We start from the raw sequence: 25796 nt of genomic DNA, 5'->3' as shown, positions 1-25796 counted from the left end.
GGTCTCATTGAGTAAATGGGTTCCATAAAAATCAGGTTATGGGTTATAGGTCATAGGTTATGGGTTTTACCTATTACCAATCGCCCATTGCCTATCACCTGTCTTTCTATCCTTTCATTGTTTTTATATCTTCAGTATTTAGCGCCACTTTATTTCTTACCAGAGAAACAACAATGCCCAGAGCGACAGCAACCTCTGCGGCAGCAATAGTTATAACAAACACTGCAAATATCTGACCTCTTAAATCCTGCAGATAATATGAAAATGCCACAAGATTGATATTCACAGAGTTAAGTATGAGTTCAATTGACATCAGTATTATCAGTATATTTCGTCTTAAAAGAACACCCAAAACCCCTATAGTGAAAAGCACTGCGCTTAACATTAAATACCATGACAGCGGAATCATCACTTTATCTCCTTCTTTCCTAAAACAATAGCGCCGACAAGGGCAACCAAAAGCACAATTGAGATAACTTCAAACGGAAGTATATAGTCTGTAAAAAGCACAGTGCCTATCTCAGCAACACTTCCGTCCAGATGTCTTTCAGAGGAAATTACCTGATTTGCAAGACTGCTCCTGCGAAACACCTTATTGATTTCATAAAGAAGGACTACTGCCGCAATTACTGCCAAAAATTTGCCTTTGCCATAAACAAATCTTTCTATGGTTGCCTTGCGAATGTCCAACATCATAACAACAAAAAGGAACAAGACCATTACAGCGCCCACATACACAAATATCTGAACAACAGCAAGAAACGGAGAACGAAGCAGGACAAAGATTGCCGCAACCTGTATAAAACAGACCATCAGAAATACAGCGCTGTGAACAGGGTTTCTTAAAGATATAACCGCTATTGCAGATGCAACCGCTAGAACGGCGAATATTATGAAAAAAGTTTGTTCCAACTACCACCACCTCTTCTTTTTTGTCAAATCAGGTTTAACTTTAATGCCCTCTGTAGTTCTTTCAAGTCTTGCCTTTACAACATAACCGCCTTCAAATGCAACTGGTATTTCTTTTGGTGCAAGAAGTCTTGTCTTGTCAGCCCTTGCACAGTCCAGAGAAAAACATGCTAGTTCATATTCCCTGCCCATTCTTATTGCTGTTGTTGGACATGCATCCTCACACAACCCGCAAAACATACACCGAACAAGGTTAATTTCATATACCTTTGCAACCCTGTCAGCAATGCCTGTGGGGACAGATTTTAAATCTGTCCCCATATCCTCCATTGGCACAACGGTTATGCACTTTGTAGGACACGCCTTTGCGCAGAGTTCGCATGCAACACATAGTTCCCTGCCTTTTTCATCCCTGTTTAATGTGTGCAGCCCCCTGAACCTCTGATACGGAATCCATTTCTCTTCATCAGGATAGCGGATGGTAATGGTCTTTGACACATTATACTTAAAGGTCAGGGAAAGGCCCTTGATTAAATCAATGAAAAATATTTTTTTTATAATGTTCATATCACAAATAATCCTGTAATCAATATGTTCAACAATGAAAGCGGCAGCAATATCTTCCAGCCTATTGTCATCAACTGGTCATAACGGTATCTCGGGAATGTGAACCTTACCCACATAAAAAAGTATATAAATGCAGCAACTTTTATTACAAACCATGCGATTGGCGGAAGTATTGGCCCGCTCCACCCTCCAAAGAAAAGCACTACAGCAAGAACAGACATCAAGACCATTGCCACATATTCAGCAAGCATAAAAAATGAAAAACGCATTGAACTGTATTCTACATGGTAGCCTGCGGCAAGTGTGCCTTCGTCTTCTGATAGGTCAAATGGTATCCTGTTTATTTCTGCAAGTCCTGCTATCAGATAAATAATAAAACCCAATGGCTGATAACATATATTCCAAGTTGTTGCCTTCTGTGAATTGACTATGTCAACCAGACTCAAAGAATTTGTTACCATAACAACGCCGATTGCTGCAAATGAAAGGGCAAGTTCATAACTTATCATCTGGGCAGACGAGCGAATGCTTCCAAGAAGCGCATATTTGCTGTTTGACGCCCAGCCGCCTAATATAAGCCCATATATGCCAATGCCAGCCACCGCAAGTATATAAAGGATGCCGACATTCATGTCAGATATATACAAGGTGATTTCTTTGCCTAGAACAGTAATATTTTCTCCAACAGGGACAGTTGCAAATGTCAGAAATATCGGCACAAGCGAAATAATAGGCGCAAGTTTAAAAAGCCATTTATCAGCTCTTTCAGGGATTATATCTTCTTTGAACATGAGTTTAATCATATCAGCAACAGGCTGCAAGATGCCGTGCCATCCCACCCTGAATGGACCAAGGCGAAGTTGTATATGCCCTGCAACCTTCCTCTCTATCCATGTCAAAGGTATAGGCAGGGCAAATAAAATACTGCTTACAATTATAACCTTTGCTGTTATGAGAACCAATTCTATGCAGGTGTTTGTGTCTATCATCCCCTCTTCCTTCCCCACATATAATTTACCATCTCCATATACTTTGCATTCATGCCCCGGACAATAGTATGGATATTAAAGATAATCTGCCTCATCAATTTGTAGACCATCCTCGGCTGTTTCTCCACCATGTTTTCAAATTCCGCCTTTGATATGGTATAGACCTCTGTATCAGCGATAGCAACAATTGATGCAGAATGAGGTCTCTCATCAAGAAATGACATCTCGCCAAATATATCGCCATCCTTCATTAAGGTTAGTGTTAGCAGTTCACCCTCGGGCGTTGCCTTGCAAGCCTTTACCTCGCCCTTTTTAATCAGATACAACGATGGCCCGTCCTCATTTTCCCTAAATATCACATCCCCAACCTTGAAGTTCTTTTTACTTATTATAGATGCTATCGCATTTAATTCATCATCATTTAAATCTGCAAAGAATGTCATTCCTCTTAAAGTCTTCGGGTCAACCATAGTGCACCTCCTTTTAACTACAGGCTATAGGCGATGGGCTATAGGCTATAGGAAAACCCATTGCCCATAGCCTATTGCCTCTCGCCTGCTTTTATTATCTTCACCCTTGCTATGTCTTCTCCCCTTTTATAAAAATGATTTACAGAAACAGCGTCGAAATTTTCAGGTATAAACGCAACACCTTTTTGCGAACCCTTAACAACCCTTAAATTTAACACCGCCTCATACCCTTTTGATTTTACACTCACCCTTTCTTTATCACTTAATCCCATTTCCCTTGCATCCTCTTCACTGATTTCAACAAACGGCTCTGACAAAAGTTTTAAAAGTATATCATCGTATTGCGATACCCTCCCTGAATGGAAGAGATGATTGCCTGTTATGAGTTGGAATGGAAACTCTGAATGGCCGCTTGTTTCTTGTCTCTGACTCCTGACTCCTGACTCCTGACCCCCGCTTAAAGCCTGCGGGGGCAGGCCCCTGACCCTATCTTCTTGCCCCTTGCCCCTTGCCCCTTGCCCCTTGTCCTCTAACCCATGCCCTTTTACCAATGCCCCATTGCCATCTAGTGTGTTAAAATCTATATGTCTGTATCCTGCCACTTCTTTTTTAATATCATCAAACACATCCCTTGCTGTTCTATATTCAAAGCCGCCTATGCTGCATAAAATTTTCAAATCATCCTTTGAGCCGCCGATGCACTGAACAGCCTTTCTTACCCTCTGAACCCTTCCTTCCTGATTGGTAAGTGTGCCGTCCTTTTCTGCATAAGTTGTTCCCGGCAAAACTACATCAGCCAATTTAGCCGTTTCTGTAAGAAACACATCCTGAACAACCAAAAACTTGATTTTTGACAGCGCCTCTTTAACAAAATCCGCATCAGGGAACATTGAGACAATATCCTCACCAAGAACATATAGGCTTTCTATCTCCCCATTTTTTGCTACATTGAGTATTTCACCGCAATCCATGCCATCTTCCTTAACCCTTTTAATGCCGGGTAAAAACAACGGATGGACGCCCATAGCCCTTGCACCGCGCTGATTGCACCTGTCAAACAAAGGAAGACAATTTATATTCTTTCCAGCCTTTTTAAGCGTCTCTTTTAATTCTCTGATAGATGCTGCTACATCCGCACCATTAGCAAGCCTTAAAATATCTGCGCCTAAAAACATTGTTACATTTGCTGCATTCTTAATTTTTTCTCCCGCGAGAGATAGAACTCCTTGGGAACCGCCTTTTTCAATAGAGGCAGTTATGCCTTTTATTATTTCTTCCTCTGTTCCAGGTTTATACCTCAAAGAAATGCTTGCTGAACTGTCTAGTTTGAGCCGCCTTGGATGAGCAAGTATTAAGGTCTTTCTCCTGTCAGACGCTGCTCCCCTTATCATGTAGTCAGTTATTGGATTTTCATTAGATATTGCAGAGCCGAGCACAAATATTACATCTGCCTTTAATGCGTCAGATATTGAAACGCCGCCTTCTGCAAGACTTAAGACATCTATCATTGCAGATGTTGCCCATTTATTTGCAAATCTGGAATCCAAATCAATATTGTTTGTTTTAAATACATTTCTCATAAGTTTCTGGAATACAAATAATTCCTCATTGGTATATCTTGATGAGGCAATGCCTGCTGTCTTTTTACCGCTGCCGAATTTCTGTTTAATAGTTGATACAGCCTCGTCCCATGAGCATTCAACAAGTTTCCCATCCTTTTTAATAAAAGGCGATGTAAGCCGTTTTTTGCTCTGGATAAAGTTATACCCAAACCGACCTCTTGCACAGAGCGTCTCTTTATTGACACCTATTGTAACCTTGCTTCTTACCCTTACAACCTCGCCATTTCTTACACCAAGAGTAAACTGGCACCCTGTTGCACAGTAAGGGCAGACCGTATCAACCTCTTTCAAGTCCCATGGTCTTGCCTTATACCTGTAAGGCAGACTCATAAATGAACCAACAGGACACACCTCTATGCAGTTGCCGCAATGGTCGCAGTCAAGTGTAGTGTTCCAGAAACTTGTCTCCTGAAGTTTTGCGCCCCTTCCTATGCCTCCCAACGCCTTTGCGCCTACAACCTCACCGCACATCCTAACGCACCTTTCACAGTGTATGCACCTGTTATGATTTTTTACGATAACCGGGCTTAATATTTCATCTTTGTCATGAAATCGCCTTTTATTTTCAGAGAATGCACTGCGTCTTGGACCAAATTTAAAAACAAAATCCTGCAATTCGCACTCTCCGCCCTTATCGCATGTAGGGCAGTCTAATGGATGATTTGCAAGTAAAAATTCAAGCATGAATGAACGGGCAGATTTAACAGTATCATTTTCAGTAAACACCTCCATACCGTGCAGCACAGGTGTTACACATGACGGCTGGAGTTTTTTCTGCCCTGCTATCTCCACAAGACACATCCTGCATGAACCCTGTTTTGAAAGCCTTGCCTGATAACAAAAGGTAGGTATTTCAAATCCTGCCTGCCGCGCAGCGTCAAGGATAAGAGTTCCGTCTTCTACTGTGATTTCCTTTCCGTTGATTTTTACAGTTGCCATAATAAATACAGTTATGGGTTCGGAGTTGAGAGTTCAGTTCTCCGAAGATTTTAATTTTAGCAATCTGCTGCCATGAATCACTGTGATAATTTCCAAATACCCCTCTTTAATCTGATATACGATTCTGTAATTTTTATATATTAACTCCCTTACATTAGGGTCATCGGCTTCCAGAACCTTTCGCCCCATTTCAGGAAACAATTCCAGGTGTTCGACCATCTCAAAAATTCTGTCTTTAAAGATAACGGCGTAGCACAACGAGTCTTCCGCAATAAATCCACATATTTCTTTTATGTCATCAATTGAATCTTTTGACCATTTTATTTTAGCCATTCTTTCAATATTCCCTTTGCCTCTTCATGCGTATAAAATTGGCCGGATTCCAACTGTGATTGCCCCTTTATTATCTTTTGTTTTACATAAAGTGATTCCATTATATCTTCTAATGTCACATTTTCAGGCATTTCTTTTACGGTTGATATTACAGACTCTTTAATTGTTAACATGTAATCTCACCTCCTATTTCATAATGCTCATTATATTAGTCTTACCATGTTATCTGCCGTTGCGGGCAGATTCTATTTTAATAGTCGCTGTCCCTATTTTATGATAGGCTATGGGTTTGGGTTTTCCTATAGTCTATAGCCCATCGCCTATTGCCATACATTTTTTGTGTTTAACATGCTCCACAAACTCATCTCTGAAATTCTTTAATGCGCCTCTTAAAGCCATAACCGCGCCGTCTCCGAGGGGACAGAATGTCCTGCCAAAGATATTCCCGCAGAGTTTCTCTAAAAGTTCCACATCCCCTTCTTTGCCTTGCCCATGCTCAATCCTCTGAAGCAGTTTATATGTCCAGTCAGTCCCCTCTCTGCAGGGCGTGCATTTTCCGCACGATTCATGCCTGAAAAATCCCATTGTCCTCATTGCCACCTTTACAATGCAGGACGACTCATCCATAACAATTATGCCTCCTGAACCCAGCATTGTCCCTTTTGCAGCAAGGCTGTCAAAATCCATTGATGTATCTAAATCCTTTGAAGTCAACATTGGCGCTGAAACACCGCCGGGTATAAATGCCTTGAGTTTTTTGTTGTCCCTTATCCCTCCTGCATAATTGTATATAATCTCCCTTGCTGTTGTGCCCATTGGAAGTTCATACATGCCCGGTTTATTAACATGTCCGCTTACGCCAAATAGTTTTGTTCCAGGGCTCTTTTCTGGTCCAATAGATGCAAACCATTTCGGTCCCCTGTTTACAATATGAGAGATGCACGATAAGGTCTCCACATTGTTTATAACTGTAGGCTTGCCGAAAAGTCCGACAAGGGCAGGGAAAGGCGGTTTTATCCTTGGCTGTCCCCTTCTCCCCTCTATTGATTCCAAAAGCGCTGTTTCCTCTCCGCATATATATGCGCCCGCGCCCTTGTGAACATAGATGTCTATGTTGAAATTTGAACCAAGTATATTTTTACCAAGATACCCCTTCCCGTATGCCTCATCAATAGCAGTCTGCAGCCTGTTTGCACCAAATGCAAACTCACCCCTGATATAGATATATGCCTTTGCAGCGCCTATTGCATAACAGGCTATTATCATACCCTCAATTAACTGATGAGGGTCCTTCTCAATTATTACCCTGTCCTTAAATGTTCCGGGTTCGCCTTCATCAGCATTACAGCAAAGGTATTTTGGGATGGTTGGGTCTTTCGGGATAAAACTCCATTTTAGACCTGTGGAAAAACCTGCGCCCCCGCGGCCCCTAAGCCCTGAATCCTTTATAATTTGGATGATCTGTTCAGGCTGCATCTTTAAAGCAGCAGTAACCGCCTGATAGCCCCCGTTCTTTAGATACACATCTATTGTATGGGACTGCGGGGTGTTTATGTTTTTTAGAAGAATAGGTTCAAACATAGTAGGCTATAGGCTATAGGCTATAGGTTATAGGCTATAGGTTTTGGGAAATTCCCATTGCCTATTGCCCATCGCCTATTGCCTGTCTTTATTTTAAGTTTTTCAATATCTCCTCAATCTTTTCATCTGTAATGTTTTCATAATAATCATCGTTGATTTGCATCATTTGCGCTGTGCCGCATTAGCCAAGACATTCCACCTCTGAAAGTGTAAATTTCTTGTCTAAAGTTGTCTCGCCCTTTTTAATGCCAAGTTTTCGTGATAAAAATTCAACAATGTGTTCTGAACCAAGAAGCGAGCATGAAACATTTGTGCAAACCTGTATGTGATGTTTTCCAACAGGTTTTTTATTATACATTGTGTAAAAACCTGCGACAGAATTAAGCCTCACAGGCGGCATTTCAAGTATGCTGGCAGTTTCACGAACCGCATCTTCAGGGAGATAGCCAAACTCTTCCTGAACAATATGCAAGGCATCCATAGCCGCAGACATCTTGTTGGGATACTTGGCAAGCGCTAATTTTATCTTTTCTATTGATTTATCTGAAAGCATATGGAATATGGGCTATAGGCAATAGGCTATAGGTTATGGGCTTCAAGCATATTGCCCATTGCCTATCGCCTATTGCCTGTATTTACTTATCCACCTCTCCAAAAACAGGGTCTAAACTTGAGACAATTGCAATAACATCTGCAAAATATTGGTTTCTGCACATAGTGTCAACAGACTGCAGATTCACAAAAGACGGCGCTCTTAGTTTTAATCTGAAAGGTTTTTCAGAACCATCGCTTACAATATAAACGCCAAGTTCTCCTTTGGGCGATTCAATGCTTGAATACACCTCGCCTTTGGGGGTCTTGAAACCTTGTGATATAAGTTTAAAATGATGGATAAGGGATTCCATGTTTGTCTCTATATCCTGTCTCTTTGGAGGGACAAAATCAGGCGCATCAGCTGAATAGTTGCCATCGGGCATCTGTGTCAATGCCTGCTCGATAATCCTTGCGGACTGCCTCATTTCATTTATTCTTACCATATATCTGTCAAAACAGTCGCCGTTTTCACCTGTTGGAATTTCAAAATTAAATCTGTCATAAACAAGGTATGGCTCGTTTTTTCTGATGTCCCATTTAATCCCGCTCCCCCTTAAATTAGGACCGCTCAAACCCAGACTTATTGCATCCTCTGCTGATATAACGCCTACACCTTTATTCCTTTTCAGCCAGATTCTATTGTCTGTTAATAATTGCTCATAGTCATCTATCCTGTCAGGGAAGAGTTGGACAAACTCAAGGCACTTATCTTTAAACTCCGGGGTAACATCCCTTCTAACACCGCCAATCCTTAAATAATTGAATGTCATTCTGGCGCCGCAGAGCATCTCAAATAAATCAAGAACCATCTCCCTTTCCCTGAATGCGTACAGAAGGACTGTCATCGCGCCTAAATCCAACCCCCATGCGCCTATAGAAAGGAGATGCCCTGCAATCCTTGAAAGTTCTGCTGCAACTACCCTTATATACTTTGCCCTTTCAGGCGCTTCAAGTTCAAGAAGTTTCTCTACAGACTGAACATAGGCAAGGTTGTTTGACATGCCTGCCATGTAGTCAAGCCTGTCTGTATAAGGGACAAATTGGAAATACAAGAGATTTTCAGCAATCTTTTCTGTGCCTCTGTGAAGATAACCAATATCAGGGGATGCCTTCATAATCCTCTCACCCTGCATGTCAAGGATAAGATGAAGAACTCCGTGGGCAGATGGGTGCTGGGGCCCCATGCTCAATGTGATTTCTTTAGTGGTAGTTATATCTTCCATTATTTCTTTTCTTCCCCAAACGGATTATATTTGTCCTTATAGCCCCGCAGTGGATAATCCTTTCTTAAAGGAAAGCCATCCCAGTCATCAGACAGATAGATTCTTTTCAAATTTGGGTGGTTTTCAAATATAATCCCGAACATATCATAGACCTCCCTTTCCGCCCAGTCTGCAGACTTCCAGACAGATATTGCGGAAGGGACAGTTTCATTTTCATCAACCTTTATCTTTAATCTTATTCTGTATTTTTTGGGGATTGAATAGAGGTGATATACAACCTCAAATCTTGGTTTTTGCGGGTGATAGTCAATACCAACTATATCAACTAGGAAATTGAACTGCATCTCCGGGTCATCTTTTAGAAACTTGCAGATTTGCAAAAGGCTGTCCTTTTTAATGATATGGGTGAGCTCGTTTCTGAATATAATCGTATCAACAATGGAGTCAGAGAATTTGTCTTTTAGGGTTTTTACCAGAATTGAATCAGGGACGATTGTCATTTATACATTGACCTCTTATTTTTTCTCATACTTTGCCCATACAGACGGCATTTCTCTTCTTATTTTTTCCTGCAGCTGCAAAAAGCCGTATAAAAGGGCATCGGGTCTTGGCGGACAGCCGGGAATATACACATCAACGGGTATAACTAAATCTGTCCCCTGAACAACAGAATAAGTGTTGTAAGGACCGCCTGCTGATGCACAGCCTCCAAGGGCAATCACCCACCTAGGCTCCGCCATCTGGTCATACAGCATCTTAACAGCAGGCGCTATCTTTTTTGTCATTGTGCCTGCAATAACTATAACATCAGACTGCCTTGGCGATGGTCTGAATATTATGCCTAGCCTGTCCGTATCATATCTTGAGCAGCCCGCTGCTATCATCTCTATAGCGCAGCATGCAAGACCAAAGGTCATGGGCCATAATGCAGAGCGTCTGCCCCAATTGACAACACCGTCCACAATCTTATCCATCCCTGTAGCCTTTGTTACAGTGGCAGCGGTTTTGCCTGTAAACTCAACGATTGCATCAAGGGTGGTGAACTGTGCAACATTTTCAAGAGGGTTTCTTGCTATACCCATTCCAGCGCCCCCTTTGCCCATGCATACACAAGTCCTACTGCAAGGACAAATATGAATATGAACATCTCAATAAATGCAAAAAGCCCGATTTGTTTCAATACAACAGCCCACGGGAATAAATATAATGTCTCGACATCAAACACTATGAATAGTATGGCTATAACAAAGAAATGCACTCTGAATTGTCCTGCATCAGCATTGCCAACAGGCTCCATGCCGCATTCCCATGGCGATAGTTTATTCTTGTAAGGATTTTTGGGCGCTACAACAGAACTTACAAAAAGGACTGCAAAGGCTAAAAAGACCACAAAGCCCAGCATAATGATTACAGATAGGTATGAAAGGAGCATCTTTGACCCTTTCCTTATATATACTGTATACAAAAAAAGTGCGGTAACCATAAAACAATTGCCATATAGTTGTCAAGGATAAACTATACAACGCTTTTTCCCCTTGACAACACTATATATAGTGGTATATTGTAGCAATAATACAATATATTGTGAGGAGGTGCATATTATCATGCAAAGCAATATCATTATAGAAGGGCAAAGGGGTGAAAAGCATGCTTTTCACGGGCAGAGTAGAACACATCTTAATACATCACTTCTTAATCTTACAGAAAATGCCATCCGTGTTCTTGAAAAAAGGTATCTAAAAAAAGATGCCTTGGGCAAGGCAGTAGAATCTCCGGAAGATATGTTTATCCGTGTGGCAAACAATATTGCACAGGCTGATATACTGTATGACAAAGACGTTGATATTAATAGAATCAAAGAGGAGTTTCTCGGCATTATGGCATCACTTGAGTTTTTGCCCAACTCACCTACGCTTATGAACGCAGGCAGAGAACTCCAGCAATTATCGGCATGTTTCGTCCTTCCTGTTGATGATTCTATGGAGAGTATATTTGAGGCTGTCAAGCACACTGCTCTGATTCACAAGAGCGGCGGCGGCACAGGGTTTTCATTCTCAAGACTCAGACCATCAGGAGATATGGTTGGTTCAACATCAGGGATATCAAGCGGCCCAATATCATTTATGACAGTATTTGACAGCGCTACAGAGGCAATAAAACAGGGCGGCACAAGGAGAGGCGCAAATATGGGCATCCTCCGTATTGACCACCCTGACATCATGCATTTTATTACATGCAAAGAGGATAATGACAAGTTGAATAACTTCAATATATCTGTTGCTATAACAGAGCGGTTTATGAAGGCGGCATTTGACGGGGAGGACTATGAACTCATAAATCCCCGTGACAAAAGGATTATGGGCAGATTGAATGCAAAAGAGGTGTTTAACAAGGTTGTATCAATGGCATGGAAAAACGGGGACCCCGGCATAATCTTTATTGATAGAATCAACAGGGACAACCCTACGCCACATATCGGTGAGATAGAGTCAACGAATCCATGCGGTGAGCAGCCGCTGCTTCCCTATGAGTCCTGCAATCTTGGAAGTATAAATCTGGCAAAGATGGCAAGAAAGATAGTCAGGAGTCAGGAGTCAGGAGTCGGGAGTAAAGACTCCGAACTATACGAAATGGATTGGGACAAACTGGAGTATGTTACAAAAAAGGCGGTTCATTTTCTTGACAATGTGATAGATATGAACAAATACCCTATCCCTGAGATTGAGAAGATGACAAAGGGTAACAGAAAGATAGGGCTTGGCGTAATGGGTTTCGCAGACATGCTTATAAAACTTGGCATACCCTACAATTCACATGAGGCAATAGATACTGCTGAAAAGGTCATGTCATTCATACAGGAAAAGGGGAGAGAGACATCCTGTGAACTTGCAGAAAAGAGGGGGGTATTCCCTAATTACAAAGGCTCTATTTATGATGGTAAACTAAAGGTAAGAAATGCCACAGTTACAACCATTGCGCCCACAGGCACAATATCAATTATCGCAGGATGTTCTTCAGGTATAGAGCCTGTGTTTGCATTGGCATTCACAAGGAATGTCCTTGATGGTGCTCAGCTTGTGGATGTAAACCCGCTCTTTGAAGAAACTGCAAAGGCAGGGGGTTTTTTTAGTACGGAATTGATGAAGAAGGTTGCTTCTACAGGCAGTGTCCATGACATCAAAGGTATACCTGATGGTATAAGGGATGTATTTGTAACATCCCATGATATTACACCTGAGTGGCATATAAGAATGCAGGCCGCATTCCAGAAGTATACTGACAATGCTGTTTCAAAGACAGTTAATTTTTCAAATGACGCGACAGTTGAGGATGTGGCAGAGGTCTATAAACTTGCATATAAACTAAACTGCAAGGGTGTAACGGTTTACAGGGACGGTTCAAGGGATATTCAGGTGTTGAATAAAGGCAAGAGTTCAGAGTCTAAGAGTTTAGGAGTTAAGGAGTTAAATTCCACAACTCCACAACTCCATAACTCTCTAACTCCAAAACCTAGAGGTGATGTTACATTCGGTGCAACAAGGAAGATGAAGACAGGGTGCGGGAATTTATATGTAACGGTAAATGAAGATGAGGAAGGCAGACCATTTGAGATATTTACACAGATAGGCAAGGCAGGCGGCTGTGCAGCATCCCAGTGTGAGGCAATCGGAAGGATGGCGTCTTTGGCGCTAAGAAGCGGAATACAACCTGAGGAGGTTGCAAAACAGATGCATGGTATATCATGCCATGTGCCTCAAGGCTATGGCAATGGAAAGATACTTTCCTGCTCTGATGCAGTTGCAAAGGCTTTGGACTGGTATATTAACTACAAAATTCAAAGTTCAAAATTCAAAGTTCAAAGTGAAGAAATAGAAAAGAAATTCTTTAACTCTAAACTCCGAACTCATAACTCCGAACTTGGTTTTAGAGGCGCATGCCCTGACTGCGGCGCGCAGATGCAGTATGAGGAAGGCTGCGCTAAGTGTTCTTGCGGGTATTCGGACTGCGGGTGATGATATTCACGCTGAAAAACGCCCATCCGCTGTGTTGCCACTGCGGCTTCTGCGCTCAACATACTACAAAAGTATGCCTCGCTTGAAGCCTTGCTCCGCTGGAGTAGGGCATACTTTTGAGCAAAAAATGGGATTGCCCGAAACTAATATTCCTGTTCCTGATCTCTGCGGAAGAGTAGAGATTAAAACAACGCGGAGAGATTCTGCTTCTCTTGTAACACTGTTTTGTTTCAATAAGGGAGTCTGGCATATATCTCAAAAGGAGTTTATAGAAAAATACGGATATATTGATGAATCAGGAAGAAAGGCTTTAAAAAATACCGTTTATGCCGGAAGACAAATATCTCAAGGTCTAATCCTTCTAATCGATGATTTAAACAATAGAGTAAGTCTAATAGACGAAAATGGGAATCTATTAGCCATATGGGATGTTTTCATAATGGTTGGAAAATTAGTTTCAAAGCTCAGTAGGGTTCTCTTCGTTATTGCAGATAGACGATTTGATGCAAGCGGTGAGGAAGAATTTTTATACAATGAGGCATATATACTTACCGACCCTATACCGCGAAATTTTATAAATGCCTTTAAGTCCAGCAAGGTTGGAATTGATTTGAGGATGCATCTTAAAGAAAATGGCACAGTAAGAAACCGAGGAACTGCATTTAGAATTAAAGAGATAGATTTATTGGATTTATACGCTAACAGCAGAAATCTTGGAATTTAATTTACGAGGTTGATAATGAACAGCAACATTGCCACATTGCTTCCTGAATTAGAAAAAGAGTTGAAGGAGATTTCTGCATCAGGGGTTTTTCCTTCCCAAAAGATTGAAGCCTTGATTAAGGCAGGGTGCATCTCTGCCAAAGCGCCCATTTCAAACGACCAGATTCAACCTGCCAGCATAGACCTGAGACTGGGAGCAGTTGCCTATCGGGTAAGGGCGAGTTTTCTGCCGGGAGAAAAAACAACTGTAGAATCAAAAGTGGATGACTTAGTAATGCATACAATTGACCTTACCAAACCCTCTGTCCTTGAAAAAGGATGCGTCTATATCGTGCCTTTGATGGAGGAACTGCACCTTCCCAGCGCAATTTCCGGCAAGGCAAATCCTAAAAGCACTACTGGTAGATTAGATGTATTCACAAGACTTATTGTTGACTATGGAACAGAATTTGACAGGGTTTCGCCGGGTTACAAGGGTAAGTTATATGTTGAAATTGTGCCAAGGACATTCAGCATTCTTGTTAAAGAGGGGATGAAACTGAACCAATTGCGTTTTGTATGCGGCGATGCAGGCGATGAAAGCGATGCTAAACTGAACAAACTGGATAAAAAAGAAAAACTGGTTTATTCGGAAGATGACATGCCTCAGCAGGCAAAGATTTCTCAAGGCTTAAGAATATCCATAGACTTGCAAGGGAAAGATGAATCTGAAATCATCGGGTATAGGGCAAAGAGCCATACCCCCCTTGTCAATCTGGAAAAGATAGATTATTACGACCCTATGGAATTCTGGGAGCCGCTCTACAGGCCGAAAAAATCCTCCATAGTTTTAAACCCGAATGATTTTTATATCCTGATGTCAAAAGAAAAAGTCCGCGTCCCGCCTGACTTTGCAGCAGAAATGGTTGCCTATGACCCGGCAGTCGGTGAATTTCGCATCCACTATGCAGGTTTTTTTGACCCGGGCTTTGGGTATGGCAATGACGACATTAAAGGGACGCGTGCTGTGCTTGAGGTTCGTTCCCACGAAGTGCCATTTATTCTGGAAGACGGACAGATAGTCGGCAGATTGATTTACGAAAGACTGCTGGCATCGCCGCAGAAGATTTATGGAAAAAATATAGGCTCGTCCTATCAGTCACAGGGTTTGTCGCTTAGCAAACAATTTAAAAGGTTCTCCCAATAAGCCCTCTTATCCCCTTTACATTTAGTTTCAAATCCCTGTTCCCATTCCATTCTTCTATGTAAGGTGTGAATGCTATATCCATATACTTGTCATCTAAAGGGTGCATATCGCCAAATCTGTATGCAATTGCATTAAATACACGATTTTTGTGTGCTGCTTTAAATCTCAAATGGTTAGAACCAACAATCTGGCTACCGATAATCCGTGCCTCGTTTGCACATAAAAGGGGTTCAGGATTACCAAGCCCGAATGGTGCAAGGCTGTCAATTTCCATAACCACCCCTTCGCTCAATTCATCAAGATTAATATATCCGTCCAGAGATAATTCGGGGGTAAAGTCTTCATCTTTCAGCCCTGCTGTTAGATTAAAAAATGCCTCTTTAAAGGCAGGGATGTTCCCCTTATGGATTGTAAGCCCTGCTGCTGCCTTATGCCCGCCGAACCTTTCAAGATACTTGGCGCATGTCTGCAAACCCTCAAGCATATGAAATGCCTTGATGCCCCTAGCAGAACCCTTGCCAATATCTCCTGCCAATGAAATAAGAACTGTTGGCCTGTAATATGTATCTATAAGTTTTGAGGCAACAACACCTATTACCCCCTGATGCCATTTTTCAGATGCAAGGATAATAGCATTTTTGAGTCCTTCCCTTTCTATCATATCAATTGCTTCCTTAAGTATTTCACCCTCAATATCCTGTCTTGCACGGTTTTCCATATCCAGTTCCCTTGCAAGCAGTACCGCCTCATCAGGGTCATTTGTAGTAATGAGTTTTACAGCAGTATCTGCCCTTTCCAGCCTGCCTGCTGCATTTATCCTCGGTGCAAGTTGAAAACCTATGTGCCATGATTTTATATTTCCACTTATTCTGCTAACATCCTTTAATGCCCTTATGCCGCACCTTTCTCCCTTTGTCATTGATTCAATGCCATATACGGCAAATATCCTGTTTTCATCAACAAGGGGCACCATGTCTGCAATGGTTCCCAATGCCACAATATCCAGATAGTTTTTCAGATTAGGTTCACCATTTGAAAAACCCCCCCTGTCTCTTAGTTTTGTGCGAAGTGCTATTATCAGATTAAAAGCAACCCCTACCCCTGCCAGTTCTTTAAATGGAAATGCGCATGTTTCCTGCTTTGGGTTCAGGACAGCATATGCAGGCGGGACTTTGGATGTAATTTCATGATGGTCTGTTATAATTACATCCAGTCCAAGACCAGTTGCAAACCCAACCTCATCATAATTTGATATGCCGCAGTCTGTTGTAACAACAAGTTTTACACCATCTTCTGACAACCTTTGAATCGCCTGTTTATTTAATCCATAGCCCTCTTTTAATCTTTCAGGGATATAGTAAGATACCCTCGCCCCTGTCTCTTTTAAGAAAAGATATAAGACAGACGCCCCTGCTGTGCCGTCCACATCATAATCACCATATATTGTGATTGCCTCATTTTTTTGGATAGCGTCTATAATCCTAGCAACTGCCTTATCCATGCCCTTGAGCAAAAATGGGTTGTGGAGGTTCTTTAGATTAGGCGATAAAAAGGTAGAGGCGTTGTCTATGGTATCAATGCCTCTGTTTATTAGGAGATTCGCTGTTAAGGTGGATATTTTCAGTTCATTTACAAATAGGTTTTGAAGGGTTTCATCAGGTTCCCGAATAAGCCATCTTTTGGGTTTTCTTTTATTATTATGTCTCAAATCCATTTTATTTCTTTTTCCACAAAAGCACAACAGGACTTGCCACAAATATGGAAGAGTATGTGCCGACTATAACCCCTATAAAGAGGGCAAGTGAAAAGTCGTGGATTACTTCGCCGCCCGCAGCAAGGAGTGCGGCAAGCACAAGAAGCACAGTGGTTGATGTAACGATGGTTCTCCTTAATACCTCATTTATGCTCCTGTTTATGAGTTGTGCAAGTGTTTCTTTTGTCCGTTTTCTTAAGTTTTCCCTTATCCTGTCAAACACAACAACTGTATCTGTAAGTGAATAACCTGCCAGCGTAAGAAGTGCGGTTATAATCAACAGGTTGATTTCCTTGCCAGAGACATAGAATATTCCTAGGACAGCCAGAACATCATGGAATGTGGCAATAACCGCCGCAACGCCGAATACAAATTCAAACCTCCATGCAACATATGTGAGTATGCCGAGGAGAGATATGCTGACTGCCCAGAGCGCATCTTTTTGAAGTCTCTTGCCAATTGTCGGGCCTACCTCTTCTGTAGAGTCAATTATAAACTTGTTGTCAGGAAAGCCATTTGTAAATACATTAATAATGCCTTCTGAAATCTTCCTTACATCGCCTTCAGGCTTTTTTAGTCTTATAAGGAGTTTACTGTCTGCCTTGAATTCCTGAAGTTCACTGTCTTTAAAGCCGCCAGATTCCATAAGTTTTCTTGCCTCATCTATTGCAACAGGCTTTTCAAATTTCAACTGTATGCTTACCCCTCCGGCAAAGTCAACGCCAAGGTTTGCCCTGCCCATCGGGATTAGAACCGCTGCAATGAGTCCAAGGATGGCAAGCATTCCTGACAATAAAAACGCATAATTCCTTTTGCCTACAAAGTCTATTCTAGTTTCACCCCAGATGTCCATCAAATCCTCCAATTAAAGAAAGTGTCAGTGTCAGTAATCAGTGTTGGTGAATGGTGGTTTATTTTTTATCTTTTTACCGACACTAATCACTGACACTGCTTTTATATGCTTACCCTCTCCACCCTTCTCCTTTGATGCATCATGTCAAAGATAACCTTTGTGCCGACAAGGGCTGTGAAAAGATTTATTAAAATCCCAAGACTTAATGATACTGCAAAACCCTTTATTGGTCCGCTTCCAAACTGAAATAATACCGCTGCTGTAATAAGTGTTGTAACATGGGAGTCTATAACAGTCCACCATGCCCTGTCATAACCTGCGTCAACTGCTGATCTTGGCGTCTTGCCCAGACGCAGTTCCTCTTTGATTCTTTCAAATATCAGGACATTTGAATCCACGCCCATACCTATAGTCAATATTATTCCTGCAATACCAGGGAGCGTAAGCGTTGCATTGAACCATGCCATAGCGCCTAAAAGCATGCTAATATTTAATACAACCGCGAAATCCGCAATCACACCTGCAAATTTATAATAAAACATCATAAACAACAAAACCAGTATGCCGCCGATAATGCACGCCTTAACCCCTGCCTCAATAGAATCCTGCCCAAGCGATGGACCAACAGTAACATTCTGGATTATATTCACAGGTGCAGGCAGCGCACCTGCCCGCAGCACAATTGCAAGGTCAGATGCCTCTTCATGGGTGAACCTGCCGGTTATCATTGCCCGTCCCCCGCCAATCCTTTCCTGAATATTAGGCGCTGAGTAGACATTGCCATCAAGGATTATAGCAAGTCTTTTGCCCACACTCTCTGCTGTTATTTTTTCAAACTGTCTTGCACCCTCACTGTCAAATGTTATGGACACATACGGCTCGTTAAACTGGCTGTCAATGGCAACCCTTGCATCTGTCAGGGAATCACCTGTAATGAGGGTCTGTTTTTTTAGAAGATATGGTGTCTGCTTGACTATACCTGTTTCTTTATCTGTCCCCCTTTGATAGAGAAGTTCATCTCCCTCTGGTGTAATATTCTCCTCTGCCGCCTTTTTTACATCCCCTGTTTCATCAACAAGTTTAAACTCAAGCACAGCAGTCTTGCCAATAAGTGCTATCGCCCTTTCCGTGTCCTTTAAACCCGGTAATTGCACAATTATCTCATTTATGCCCTGACGCTGTATATGTGGTTCTGCAACACCAAACTTGTCAATACGGTTGCGTATGGTCTCCAGTGCCTGAGATACGCTCCACTCTTTTATCCTCTCTATCTCACCATCAATCAATGTATATATAATTTCGCTGCCAGCGCCCCTTGTCTTTTTAAAGATTTGATAGTTGCTATCCATCAACTTTTCAATATCCTTTGTATCAGTACCTGTATATGCAATGGAAATATCTGACACACCACTTGCCTTTACAGATGTAATCGCCGCCTTCTTTTCTATGAGAAGAGAAGAAATACTGCTTGCAAGCCTTTGCGTATGGTTAGCCACAGCCTTTTCAGTATCCACCTGCAAAACGAGATGCATACCTCCCTGCAAGTCAAGTCCAAGATTTATTTTAGGCACATTATTCCGCCAGAAAGACGGGAGGTCTTTTGAAATAGGTGTTGACGGCAGAAACAACACCATTGCCAGAACAAAGAAAAAACTTATTAGTGTCAGCCGAATAGGTATACTTTTACTCATTCACTCCCCCTGTATTTTTTGGGTCAAAGATTTTTATTTTTTCCTGTTCACTATATGTTCCTTCATAACCTTCACCTTTACATTATCTGCGATTTCAACTGTAACAGAGTCTTCGGCAACACCTGTTATTTTACCGCAGATGCCGCCTGATGTAACAACCATATCGTTTTTTTCAAGTTTGCTTAACATCTCCCGATGTTCCCTTGCCTTTTTTTGCTGGGGTCTTATCAGAAGAAAATAGAATATCACAAAGATAAGAACCAGCGGCAGGATACCTGCAATACTCTGAAATGCTGCCGGCTGTGCCGCACCTTCCTGTGCATATGCAATATTTGTAAACATTAGGAAACCTCCTCCCTTTTTTTATAGAATTCTTTTCTAAACTCCTCAAACCTGTTTTCTTTTATTGCCTCTCTAATCCCCTTCATTAAATTTATATAATAATAGAGGTTATGTATTGTATTAAGCCTTGACGCAATGATTTCGTTTGCCATATAAACATACCTTAAATACGCCCTTGAAAAGTTCCTGCATGTGTAACAGCCGCAGTTTTCATCAATTGGTTTGGCATCATTTGTAAATTGACTGTTCTTTATAACCAATTTTCCAAAGGATGTAAAGAGCATTCCATTTCTTGCATTTCTGGTAGGCACAACACAGTCAAACATATCAATACCTCTTGCAATACACTCTATTATATCTTCAGGCATGCCAACACCCATTAAATATCTAGGTTTATCCTCTGGCAGGTATGGAACGGCTGCATCCACCATCTTATACATCAAGTCCTTTTCTTCGCCCACGCTCAAACCGCCTACGGCATAGCCGTCAAAACCAATATTTACAATCTCCTCTGCGCTTTGCCTTCTTAAATCCTCAAACATCCCGCCTTGCATAATGCCGAATAAGTATGGGGTTTTGAGTTTTGTGTTTTGAGTTATTAAACCTTCCGAACTCTGAACTCTTAACTCTGAACTCATAAACTCTTTACACCTTCTTGCCCATCTGTGCGTCATTCCCATTGACTCTTTTGTATATTCATATGCTGCTGGATAGGGTGTGCATTCATCAAGGCACATGATTATATCGCTTCCAAGTGCCTCCTGAATATCTATCGCCTTTTCAGGTGTTAAAAGATGACTTGAGCCGTCTATATGCGACTGAAAATAAACACCCTCCTCTTTAATCTTCCTCAGTTTCGCATGGCTAAAAACCTGATACCCGCCGCTGTCAGTGAGTATCGGTCCATCCCAGTGCATAAATTTATGAAGTCCGCCGAGTTCCTTTATTAGTTTATGTCCGGGTCTTAAATAAAGATGATATGTATTGCCAAGTATTATTTCAACACCCAAATCCAGAAGTTCCTCAGGCAGCATCGCCTTTACTGTCCCGTATGTCCCAACAGGCATAAAGACAGGGGTATTTATGATACCGCGTGAGGTGGTAATTTTCCCAAGCCTTGTCTCGCCTGCAGGGTCTTTTTTTAAAAATTCAAAGTGCATAAGGAAAATTCCTATGGACAGTAGGGACAGATTTCAAATCTGCCCATAGTTGTCAGGGATACATTAGACTGCCTTTAACAAGGTTTCTTTTATGTCTTTTAACTTTTCGCTGTAATAAATCTTTTGCCCAAAGATGTCCTTTACATAAAATATGTCTGATGCAGTGTTGCCTTTTGTAGTGATTTTTGAGACATAGATGTAAAGACCAAGTTTTGCCATAGCGCTGGTGATGCTGTATAATAGTCCCACCCTGTCCTGTGCATGAATATCAATTACTGTAAATTCATCTGACACATCATTGTCAATTTCAACAAATGCAGGAACAACTGGTTTTGGCTTTTTATCAAGTATTGATGTCCCTATTTTTGCAACAAGTTTGTCAACATATACTGCGCCTGTCAGGGCATCTGCCAAATCCTTTTTAGTCTTCTGCCATTTTGCCTCATCAGTTATTATCTCACCCATCGGACTTGCTACCTGAAGGACATCAAGCACAATGCCGTTTTTAAGCGTATTTATCTGGGCGCCAAGTATATTTATATTATTTGCTGACATAACACCTGTGATTTTTGAAAAAAGTCCGTGCATATCAAGTGTGCAGATTGTTACATCAGTATAATGTCTTTCAGTAGAGTGTTTTATATTTATTGTGAATAACTGTTCACCCAATCCCTCTACAAACCTTATATGCCCTGCAATTACATCAGGAGAATTTGAAAGAAAATATCTGTGAGGCAAGAGTTGAAAGTAATTCTCAACAGCAGTTCTGTCAATCTCATCTGTAAGTATAGTCACTACCGCATCCCGTATCTTTGGTATCCGTTTTACCGCTGATTCAGGCTCAAACTCGCCCCTTTCAATGACTGTCATTGCCTTGAAATATAGTTCCTGAAAAAGCGCTGCCTTCCACTGCGTCCACACCTCAGGACCAACAGCCCGCACATCTGCAAATGTAAGGAGGTATAAAAGATTCAACCTCTCTATGCTGCCGACAGTCTTTGCAAAGTTTATGACAAGTTTTTCGTCATGTATGTCCCTGCCCTGTGCAGTATCAGGCAGGATAAGATGGTGTTTTACAAGAAAGGCTACAAGTTCAATATCCTCTTCAGAAAATCCCATGCCCCCCAGTATGCTGCCTATCATTTCAGCCCCTTTTTCTGCGTGTCCCCTTCCCTTTGCCTTTCCTATATCATGCAGCAAAACACCTAATGTAAGGAGTTCAGGACGGCTGACCTCTTCATATATTGTGGCAAGCAGAAAAAACTCCATCTTATATTCTGCTGCCCTTAACCTTTCCAGTTCCCTTACAGCAAATAAGGAGTGGGTGTCTATTGTATAGATGTGATACATATCATGCTGAACCTTGCATGTAATCTCCTCAAAGGCAGGCATAAGTTTGCCTAAAAATCTTAATCTGTGCATCTCCTGCAGGGCATTGTAAGCCCTGCCGCTTTTTAAAATATTTATAAAGGATTGTCTTGCCTGCATGGATGCCATGAAACTAGAGTCAATAAGATTTAAGTTTTTCAGGAGTAATTCTTTTGTCATATTGTCCATGTTCATATTATAAAGGCATGTCAGTTCAAATGCCTTAAGTATCTTATAAGGTTTTTCCTGAAACAGGTTTGCATCCTTCACGCATAAAAGATTGCTGCAAAGCCTGAAGTCACCATCAATCTCCTTTTCCATTTCACATACATAACCTGTTATATCTGTTGAACAGCCGTTCAAGCACCGTGATATTATAAGGGATGAAAAGTGGTTGATATTAGATGCATGCAGATAGTATTTCTGCATAAATTTTTCTACACCTAAAGATGTCTTTGTATCTTCAAAACCAAACACCTTTGCAATCCTTGTCTGGTGGTCAAATGTAAGTTGGTCTAACTTTCTATTGCTCTCAAAATGGAGTTCGTTCCTGACCCTCCATAAAAAATCTGTTGATTCATATAATTGACTGAATTCTTCAGTAGACAGGATGCTGTTGTTCGTAAGTCCTGCAATGTCTGCAACACCATACTTTGCCTTTGCTACCCATAGGGCAGTATGCAAATCGCGCAGCCCGCCTTCACCTTCTTTAACATTTGGCTCTAAAAGATACACAGAGCCGCCATATCTTGCCTTTCTAATAGCGCCTTCTTCAATCTTTTCTTTTATGAATGCAGAAGCGCCTTTTTCATTAAAGACATTCTTCTTTAACCTTTCCAGAAATTCACAGAAAAGGGCAGTGTTTCCATTAAGGTGTCTGGCATCCAATACAGCCGTTTTGGTCTTAATGTCATCTTTTGCAAGGTTTATACACTCTTTTAATGACCTGACACTAAACCCTGTATCAAGCCCTGTATCCCACAATATATATAAGAGCCGCTCCGCAAGTTTTTCAGTAAATGGTAAGAGTTTTTTGGGATAGAGGAGCATCAGGTCAATATCTGAACGGATATTCAGTTCCTCCCTGCCGTAACCACCAAGGGCAACCAGTGTGCAATTATTCTTACATGGATAAGCCGTCCCACCTATTTCAGTTTCAATGAATGTATAAAGGGTCTTCAAAAGTGTATCTATTAATAAGGTATAGTTACACACAATCTCATGCCCTGATTTGCCTTCTATATGCATGAGATGCAATATTTCCTCACCCTTTTTCAGATAATCTTTTACAGAAGGCAGTATATTGTTGCCTTCCAGCACTAACTTAGGGGGAAATGAGTCTATTTGGGAATCGGTTATAGGATGTTGATTATAGGACATATGAATTTTACCTATCCAGCAATTCCGGTCTCGGTTTGCCCACTGCATACCCCTGCGCATAATCCACACCAAACTCTTTTAGCATATTTAATATTTCCTCATTTTCTACAAATTCTGCTATAGTTTTGATGCCGAGCCCCTTTGCAACACCTGTCATTGCCCTTACAAAGAGTTGGTCATTTGTGTTCTCATTCATTCGTCTGACAAACGCACCATCTATCTTGATATAGTCCACCTGCATCTGCTGTAAATAGAGAAAGGATGTAAAACCTACGCCGAAATCATCCAAAGCAAAACGGCACCCCAATCCCTTCATGGCACTTATAAATTTGACCACCCTGTTTATATCATGCACTGCTGCTGTCTCTGTTACTTCAAAGATAAGATAGTTTGGATGGGCGCCTGTTTCTATGATTTTAGAGTGGATAAAAAAGAGGAGTTTTTCATCCTCAAGATCCTTTGCTGAAAGATTTATGCTAAAGGACAGATGCCTGCCTTTTTTCGCCATATCTGCCTGCAATCTCATGGTCTTTTCCGCAATAATCCTGTCTATATCACTGATAAGACCAAGCCTCTCTTTTCATCCCTCATCCTTGCAAGCGCCTCATAGTGGTAAATCTTATTATCTTTTAAATCAAGGATGGGTTGGAACCACGGTTCAAAACGGTCTTCTGCCATAGCGCTTTGTATCTTAATCTTTTCATTAAGCCTTGAGTGCATATGTTCTATGTCCCTGTCATCTTCGCTGTAAAGGTGGCACCTGTTCCGCCCTGTTTCCTTGGCACGGCGCAGTGCAGTGTCAACCTTTGTAAAGAGTTCACTTACTGTAGTGCCGTGTTCCGGATAGACAGCACTGCCAATGCTGGCTGTAAAATGGGCGGACATCGGCTCAAAATTAATACCTGCAATCTCTTTTCTTACCCTTTCAGCCATATACATACACTCTGTTTCTGAACAGGCAGGGATAAATATAGAGAACTCATCCTCGCCCAAACGGCTTAAAAAAATTTCCCTCTTTTTATTTTCAATGGTTTCCTTGAGCATGCCTGCAACATGATGAAGAAATTCATCACCTATAAGGTGGCTGTATGTATCATTTAAAGATTTAAAGTCATCTATATCAATCAGGAGAAGGGCGCCTGTATCTTCAGGGGAGTTGTGATGCTCTATCCATGCATCAACCTCTTCTATAAATCTTTGCCGGGTCAAAAGACCTGTCAAGTCATCGTATGAATAAAGATACCTTGCCCTTTCTTCAGCCTCTTTTTTTTCTGTAATATCTTCCTGCACAGCAAGGAAATTGGTGATATTCCCATTTTCATCTTTAATAGGGCTCATGATACAATTTGCCCAGAAAGAACCCCCATCCTTCTTTTTGTTTTCACACATACCACGCCATGTCCTGCCAGCAGTTATAGTGTCCAATAATTTTCTATATTTTCCCTTTATGTCCTCTTCAGATACAAGTATGCTGAAATTCCTGCCTATAGATTCATCTTTAGACCATCCTGTAATCTTTTCAAACATAGGGTTTACATACTCAATATCGCCTCCTGCGTCTGCTATAAACACGACATTTACACTGTTTTCTATAACCATTGAGAGTTTTATAAGTTCTGCAGTCCTGTTCCTTATCTCACGAACCATATTATTAAAAGACGCGGAAAGGGTGCCTACCTCGTCAGTACTCTTTACAGGGATGAATACATTATAGTTGCCTGCAGCAATCTGTCCTGCGGCAGATGACATCTTTTTGATGGGACTTACCACAAATCTTACATACATGCTGAAAAGTATAATGCCAAACACTGCAACAACCGAAGCACTTACCATAATACCCTTTCGTATGAACTCTACTGATTTGAGCGCCTCTTTTTCATCAATCTTAACCATGAGTGTCCATTTCATGGATGGTATGCACATGGATGCACTGACAACTGTTACACCCCGCAAATAGTCTTTATAGACTGAAGATGTCTCGGTATTTGTCTTTAACCCAAAAAATGCATTTCAAAAAGACATACCTATAGAACCACGCCTATCAAGGCAATTCACGAATCATTATTAACAAAGCTAATATCTACGGCATTTTTGATGTCC

General features: G+C 41.4%; 24 protein-coding genes and 1 pseudogene. 3 read left to right on the top strand and 22 right to left on the bottom strand.

The genetic code is table 11. The features are described from left to right. Positions 1 to 106 precede the first annotated feature (106 nt). The 14 genes and pseudogenes from nuoK to HZC45_07210 all read right to left on the bottom strand — a co-directional run bounded on the left by nuoK (position 107) and on the right by HZC45_07210 (position 10659). Positions 107 to 409: an NADH-quinone oxidoreductase subunit NuoK gene (gene nuoK / locus HZC45_07275; protein MBI5682948.1), complete on the bottom strand. Its 303-nt coding sequence runs from the start codon at positions 407 to 409 to the stop codon at positions 107 to 109. After that, on the bottom strand, positions 409 to 912 hold the full coding sequence (locus tag HZC45_07270; protein MBI5682947.1) for an NADH-quinone oxidoreductase subunit J: 504 nt from the start codon (positions 910 to 912) through the stop codon (positions 409 to 411). Before HZC45_07270 ends, nuoK begins: the two co-directional genes overlap by 1 nt. Next, the gene (locus HZC45_07265) at positions 913 to 1476 is read right to left on the bottom strand and encodes an NADH-quinone oxidoreductase subunit I (protein ID MBI5682946.1); all 564 of its coding nucleotides are present in this window, start codon (positions 1474 to 1476) and stop codon (positions 913 to 915) included. It lies immediately after the preceding gene. Continuing rightward, positions 1473 to 2465 (bottom strand): NADH-quinone oxidoreductase subunit NuoH, encoded by a 993-nt coding sequence (gene nuoH, locus HZC45_07260; protein ID MBI5682945.1) that lies wholly within the window; start codon positions 2463 to 2465, stop codon positions 1473 to 1475. The genes HZC45_07265 and nuoH overlap by 4 nt, the downstream gene beginning before the upstream one ends. Next, the gene (locus HZC45_07255; protein ID MBI5682944.1) at positions 2462 to 2935 is read right to left on the bottom strand and encodes a cyclic nucleotide-binding domain-containing protein; all 474 of its coding nucleotides are present in this window, start codon (positions 2933 to 2935) and stop codon (positions 2462 to 2464) included. The genes nuoH and HZC45_07255 overlap by 4 nt, the downstream gene beginning before the upstream one ends. Before the next feature lie 71 nt (positions 2936 to 3006). Next, on the bottom strand, positions 3007 to 5496 hold the full coding sequence (nuoG, locus tag HZC45_07250) for an NADH-quinone oxidoreductase subunit NuoG (GenBank protein MBI5682943.1): 2490 nt from the start codon (positions 5494 to 5496) through the stop codon (positions 3007 to 3009). 33 nt (positions 5497 to 5529) lie between these two features. Beyond that, positions 5530 to 5829, bottom strand: coding sequence for a type II toxin-antitoxin system RelE/ParE family toxin (locus HZC45_07245; protein ID MBI5682942.1), 300 nt, complete (start codon positions 5827 to 5829; stop codon positions 5530 to 5532). Continuing rightward, positions 5817 to 6002, bottom strand: a complete 186-nt coding sequence (locus HZC45_07240) for a hypothetical protein (GenBank protein ID MBI5682941.1) — start codon at positions 6000 to 6002, stop codon at positions 5817 to 5819. The genes HZC45_07245 and HZC45_07240 overlap by 13 nt, the downstream gene beginning before the upstream one ends. Before the next feature lie 133 nt (positions 6003 to 6135). Next, on the bottom strand, positions 6136 to 7410 hold the full coding sequence (gene nuoF / locus HZC45_07235) for an NADH-quinone oxidoreductase subunit NuoF (protein ID MBI5682940.1): 1275 nt from the start codon (positions 7408 to 7410) through the stop codon (positions 6136 to 6138). A gap of 88 nt (positions 7411 to 7498) precedes the next feature. Beyond that, positions 7499 to 7963, bottom strand: a pseudogene (gene nuoE, locus HZC45_07230) (NADH-quinone oxidoreductase subunit NuoE). An 82-nt stretch (positions 7964 to 8045) separates the two neighbouring features. Then, positions 8046 to 9227: an NADH dehydrogenase (quinone) subunit D gene (gene nuoD, locus HZC45_07225; protein ID MBI5682939.1), complete on the bottom strand. Its 1182-nt coding sequence runs from the start codon at positions 9225 to 9227 to the stop codon at positions 8046 to 8048. Further along, positions 9227 to 9727, bottom strand: coding sequence for an NADH-quinone oxidoreductase subunit C (locus HZC45_07220; protein ID MBI5682938.1), 501 nt, complete (start codon positions 9725 to 9727; stop codon positions 9227 to 9229). The genes nuoD and HZC45_07220 overlap by 1 nt, the downstream gene beginning before the upstream one ends. Positions 9728 to 9742: 15 nt before the next feature. Beyond that, entirely contained in the window at positions 9743 to 10309 is a 567-nt protein-coding gene (locus HZC45_07215) for an NADH-quinone oxidoreductase subunit B (protein MBI5682937.1), read from the bottom strand. Beyond that, positions 10300 to 10659, bottom strand: coding sequence for an NADH-quinone oxidoreductase subunit A (locus HZC45_07210; protein ID MBI5682936.1), 360 nt, complete (start codon positions 10657 to 10659; stop codon positions 10300 to 10302). The genes HZC45_07215 and HZC45_07210 overlap by 10 nt, the downstream gene beginning before the upstream one ends. A 172-nt stretch (positions 10660 to 10831) precedes the next feature. Between HZC45_07210 and HZC45_07205 the strand changes: the two genes are divergently transcribed. The 3 genes from HZC45_07205 to HZC45_07195 all read left to right on the top strand — a co-directional run bounded on the left by HZC45_07205 (position 10832) and on the right by HZC45_07195 (position 15149). Then, the gene (locus tag HZC45_07205; GenBank protein MBI5682935.1) at positions 10832 to 13240 is read left to right on the top strand and encodes a vitamin B12-dependent ribonucleotide reductase; all 2409 of its coding nucleotides are present in this window, start codon (positions 10832 to 10834) and stop codon (positions 13238 to 13240) included. Between the two features lie 127 nt (positions 13241 to 13367). After that, the gene (locus HZC45_07200) at positions 13368 to 13964 is read left to right on the top strand and encodes a hypothetical protein (GenBank protein ID MBI5682934.1); all 597 of its coding nucleotides are present in this window, start codon (positions 13368 to 13370) and stop codon (positions 13962 to 13964) included. A 15-nt stretch (positions 13965 to 13979) separates the two neighbouring features. Then, positions 13980 to 15149 carry a 2'-deoxycytidine 5'-triphosphate deaminase gene (locus tag HZC45_07195; GenBank protein MBI5682933.1) on the top strand — a complete coding sequence of 390 codons (1170 nt, stop codon included), beginning with the start codon at positions 13980 to 13982 and terminating at the stop codon, positions 15147 to 15149. Here HZC45_07195 and recJ read toward each other — a convergent pair. The 8 genes from recJ to HZC45_07155 all read right to left on the bottom strand — a co-directional run bounded on the left by recJ (position 15130) and on the right by HZC45_07155 (position 25604). After that, a complete protein-coding gene (gene recJ / locus HZC45_07190; GenBank protein ID MBI5682932.1) occupies positions 15130 to 16863 on the bottom strand; it encodes a single-stranded-DNA-specific exonuclease RecJ in 1734 nt (577 codons plus the stop codon). The two genes, HZC45_07195 and recJ, sit on opposite strands and share 20 nt — an antisense overlap. Position 16864: 1 nt before the next feature. Next, positions 16865 to 17755 carry a protein translocase subunit SecF gene (gene secF, locus HZC45_07185; GenBank protein MBI5682931.1) on the bottom strand — a complete coding sequence of 297 codons (891 nt, stop codon included), beginning with the start codon at positions 17753 to 17755 and terminating at the stop codon, positions 16865 to 16867. Between the two features lie 101 nt (positions 17756 to 17856). Beyond that, on the bottom strand, positions 17857 to 19446 hold the full coding sequence (gene secD, locus HZC45_07180) for a protein translocase subunit SecD (GenBank protein ID MBI5682930.1): 1590 nt from the start codon (positions 19444 to 19446) through the stop codon (positions 17857 to 17859). 33 nt (positions 19447 to 19479) lie between these two features. Continuing rightward, positions 19480 to 19788 carry a preprotein translocase subunit YajC gene (gene yajC / locus HZC45_07175; GenBank protein ID MBI5682929.1) on the bottom strand — a complete coding sequence of 103 codons (309 nt, stop codon included), beginning with the start codon at positions 19786 to 19788 and terminating at the stop codon, positions 19480 to 19482. Beyond that, positions 19788 to 20948, bottom strand: a complete 1161-nt coding sequence (tgt, locus tag HZC45_07170) for a tRNA guanosine(34) transglycosylase Tgt (GenBank protein ID MBI5682928.1) — start codon at positions 20946 to 20948, stop codon at positions 19788 to 19790. Before tgt ends, yajC begins: the two co-directional genes overlap by 1 nt. A 63-nt stretch (positions 20949 to 21011) precedes the next feature. Beyond that, positions 21012 to 23696, bottom strand: a complete 2685-nt coding sequence (gene glnD / locus HZC45_07165) for a [protein-PII] uridylyltransferase (GenBank protein MBI5682927.1) — start codon at positions 23694 to 23696, stop codon at positions 21012 to 21014. A 7-nt stretch (positions 23697 to 23703) separates the two neighbouring features. Continuing rightward, positions 23704 to 24258, bottom strand: a complete 555-nt coding sequence (locus HZC45_07160; GenBank protein ID MBI5682926.1) for an EAL domain-containing protein — start codon at positions 24256 to 24258, stop codon at positions 23704 to 23706. Continuing rightward, positions 24246 to 25604: a diguanylate cyclase gene (locus tag HZC45_07155; GenBank protein MBI5682925.1), complete on the bottom strand. Its 1359-nt coding sequence runs from the start codon at positions 25602 to 25604 to the stop codon at positions 24246 to 24248. The genes HZC45_07160 and HZC45_07155 overlap by 13 nt, the downstream gene beginning before the upstream one ends. Positions 25605 to 25796 lie beyond the last annotated feature (192 nt).

The sequence above is a fragment of the Deltaproteobacteria bacterium genome (assembly GCA_016223005.1).
GTDB lineage: Bacteria > Desulfobacterota > GWC2-55-46 > UBA9637 > GWC2-42-11 > JACRPW01.
Note: the sequence above shows the minus strand (reverse complement) of the source record. Positions and strands in the feature narration are given on the sequence as shown.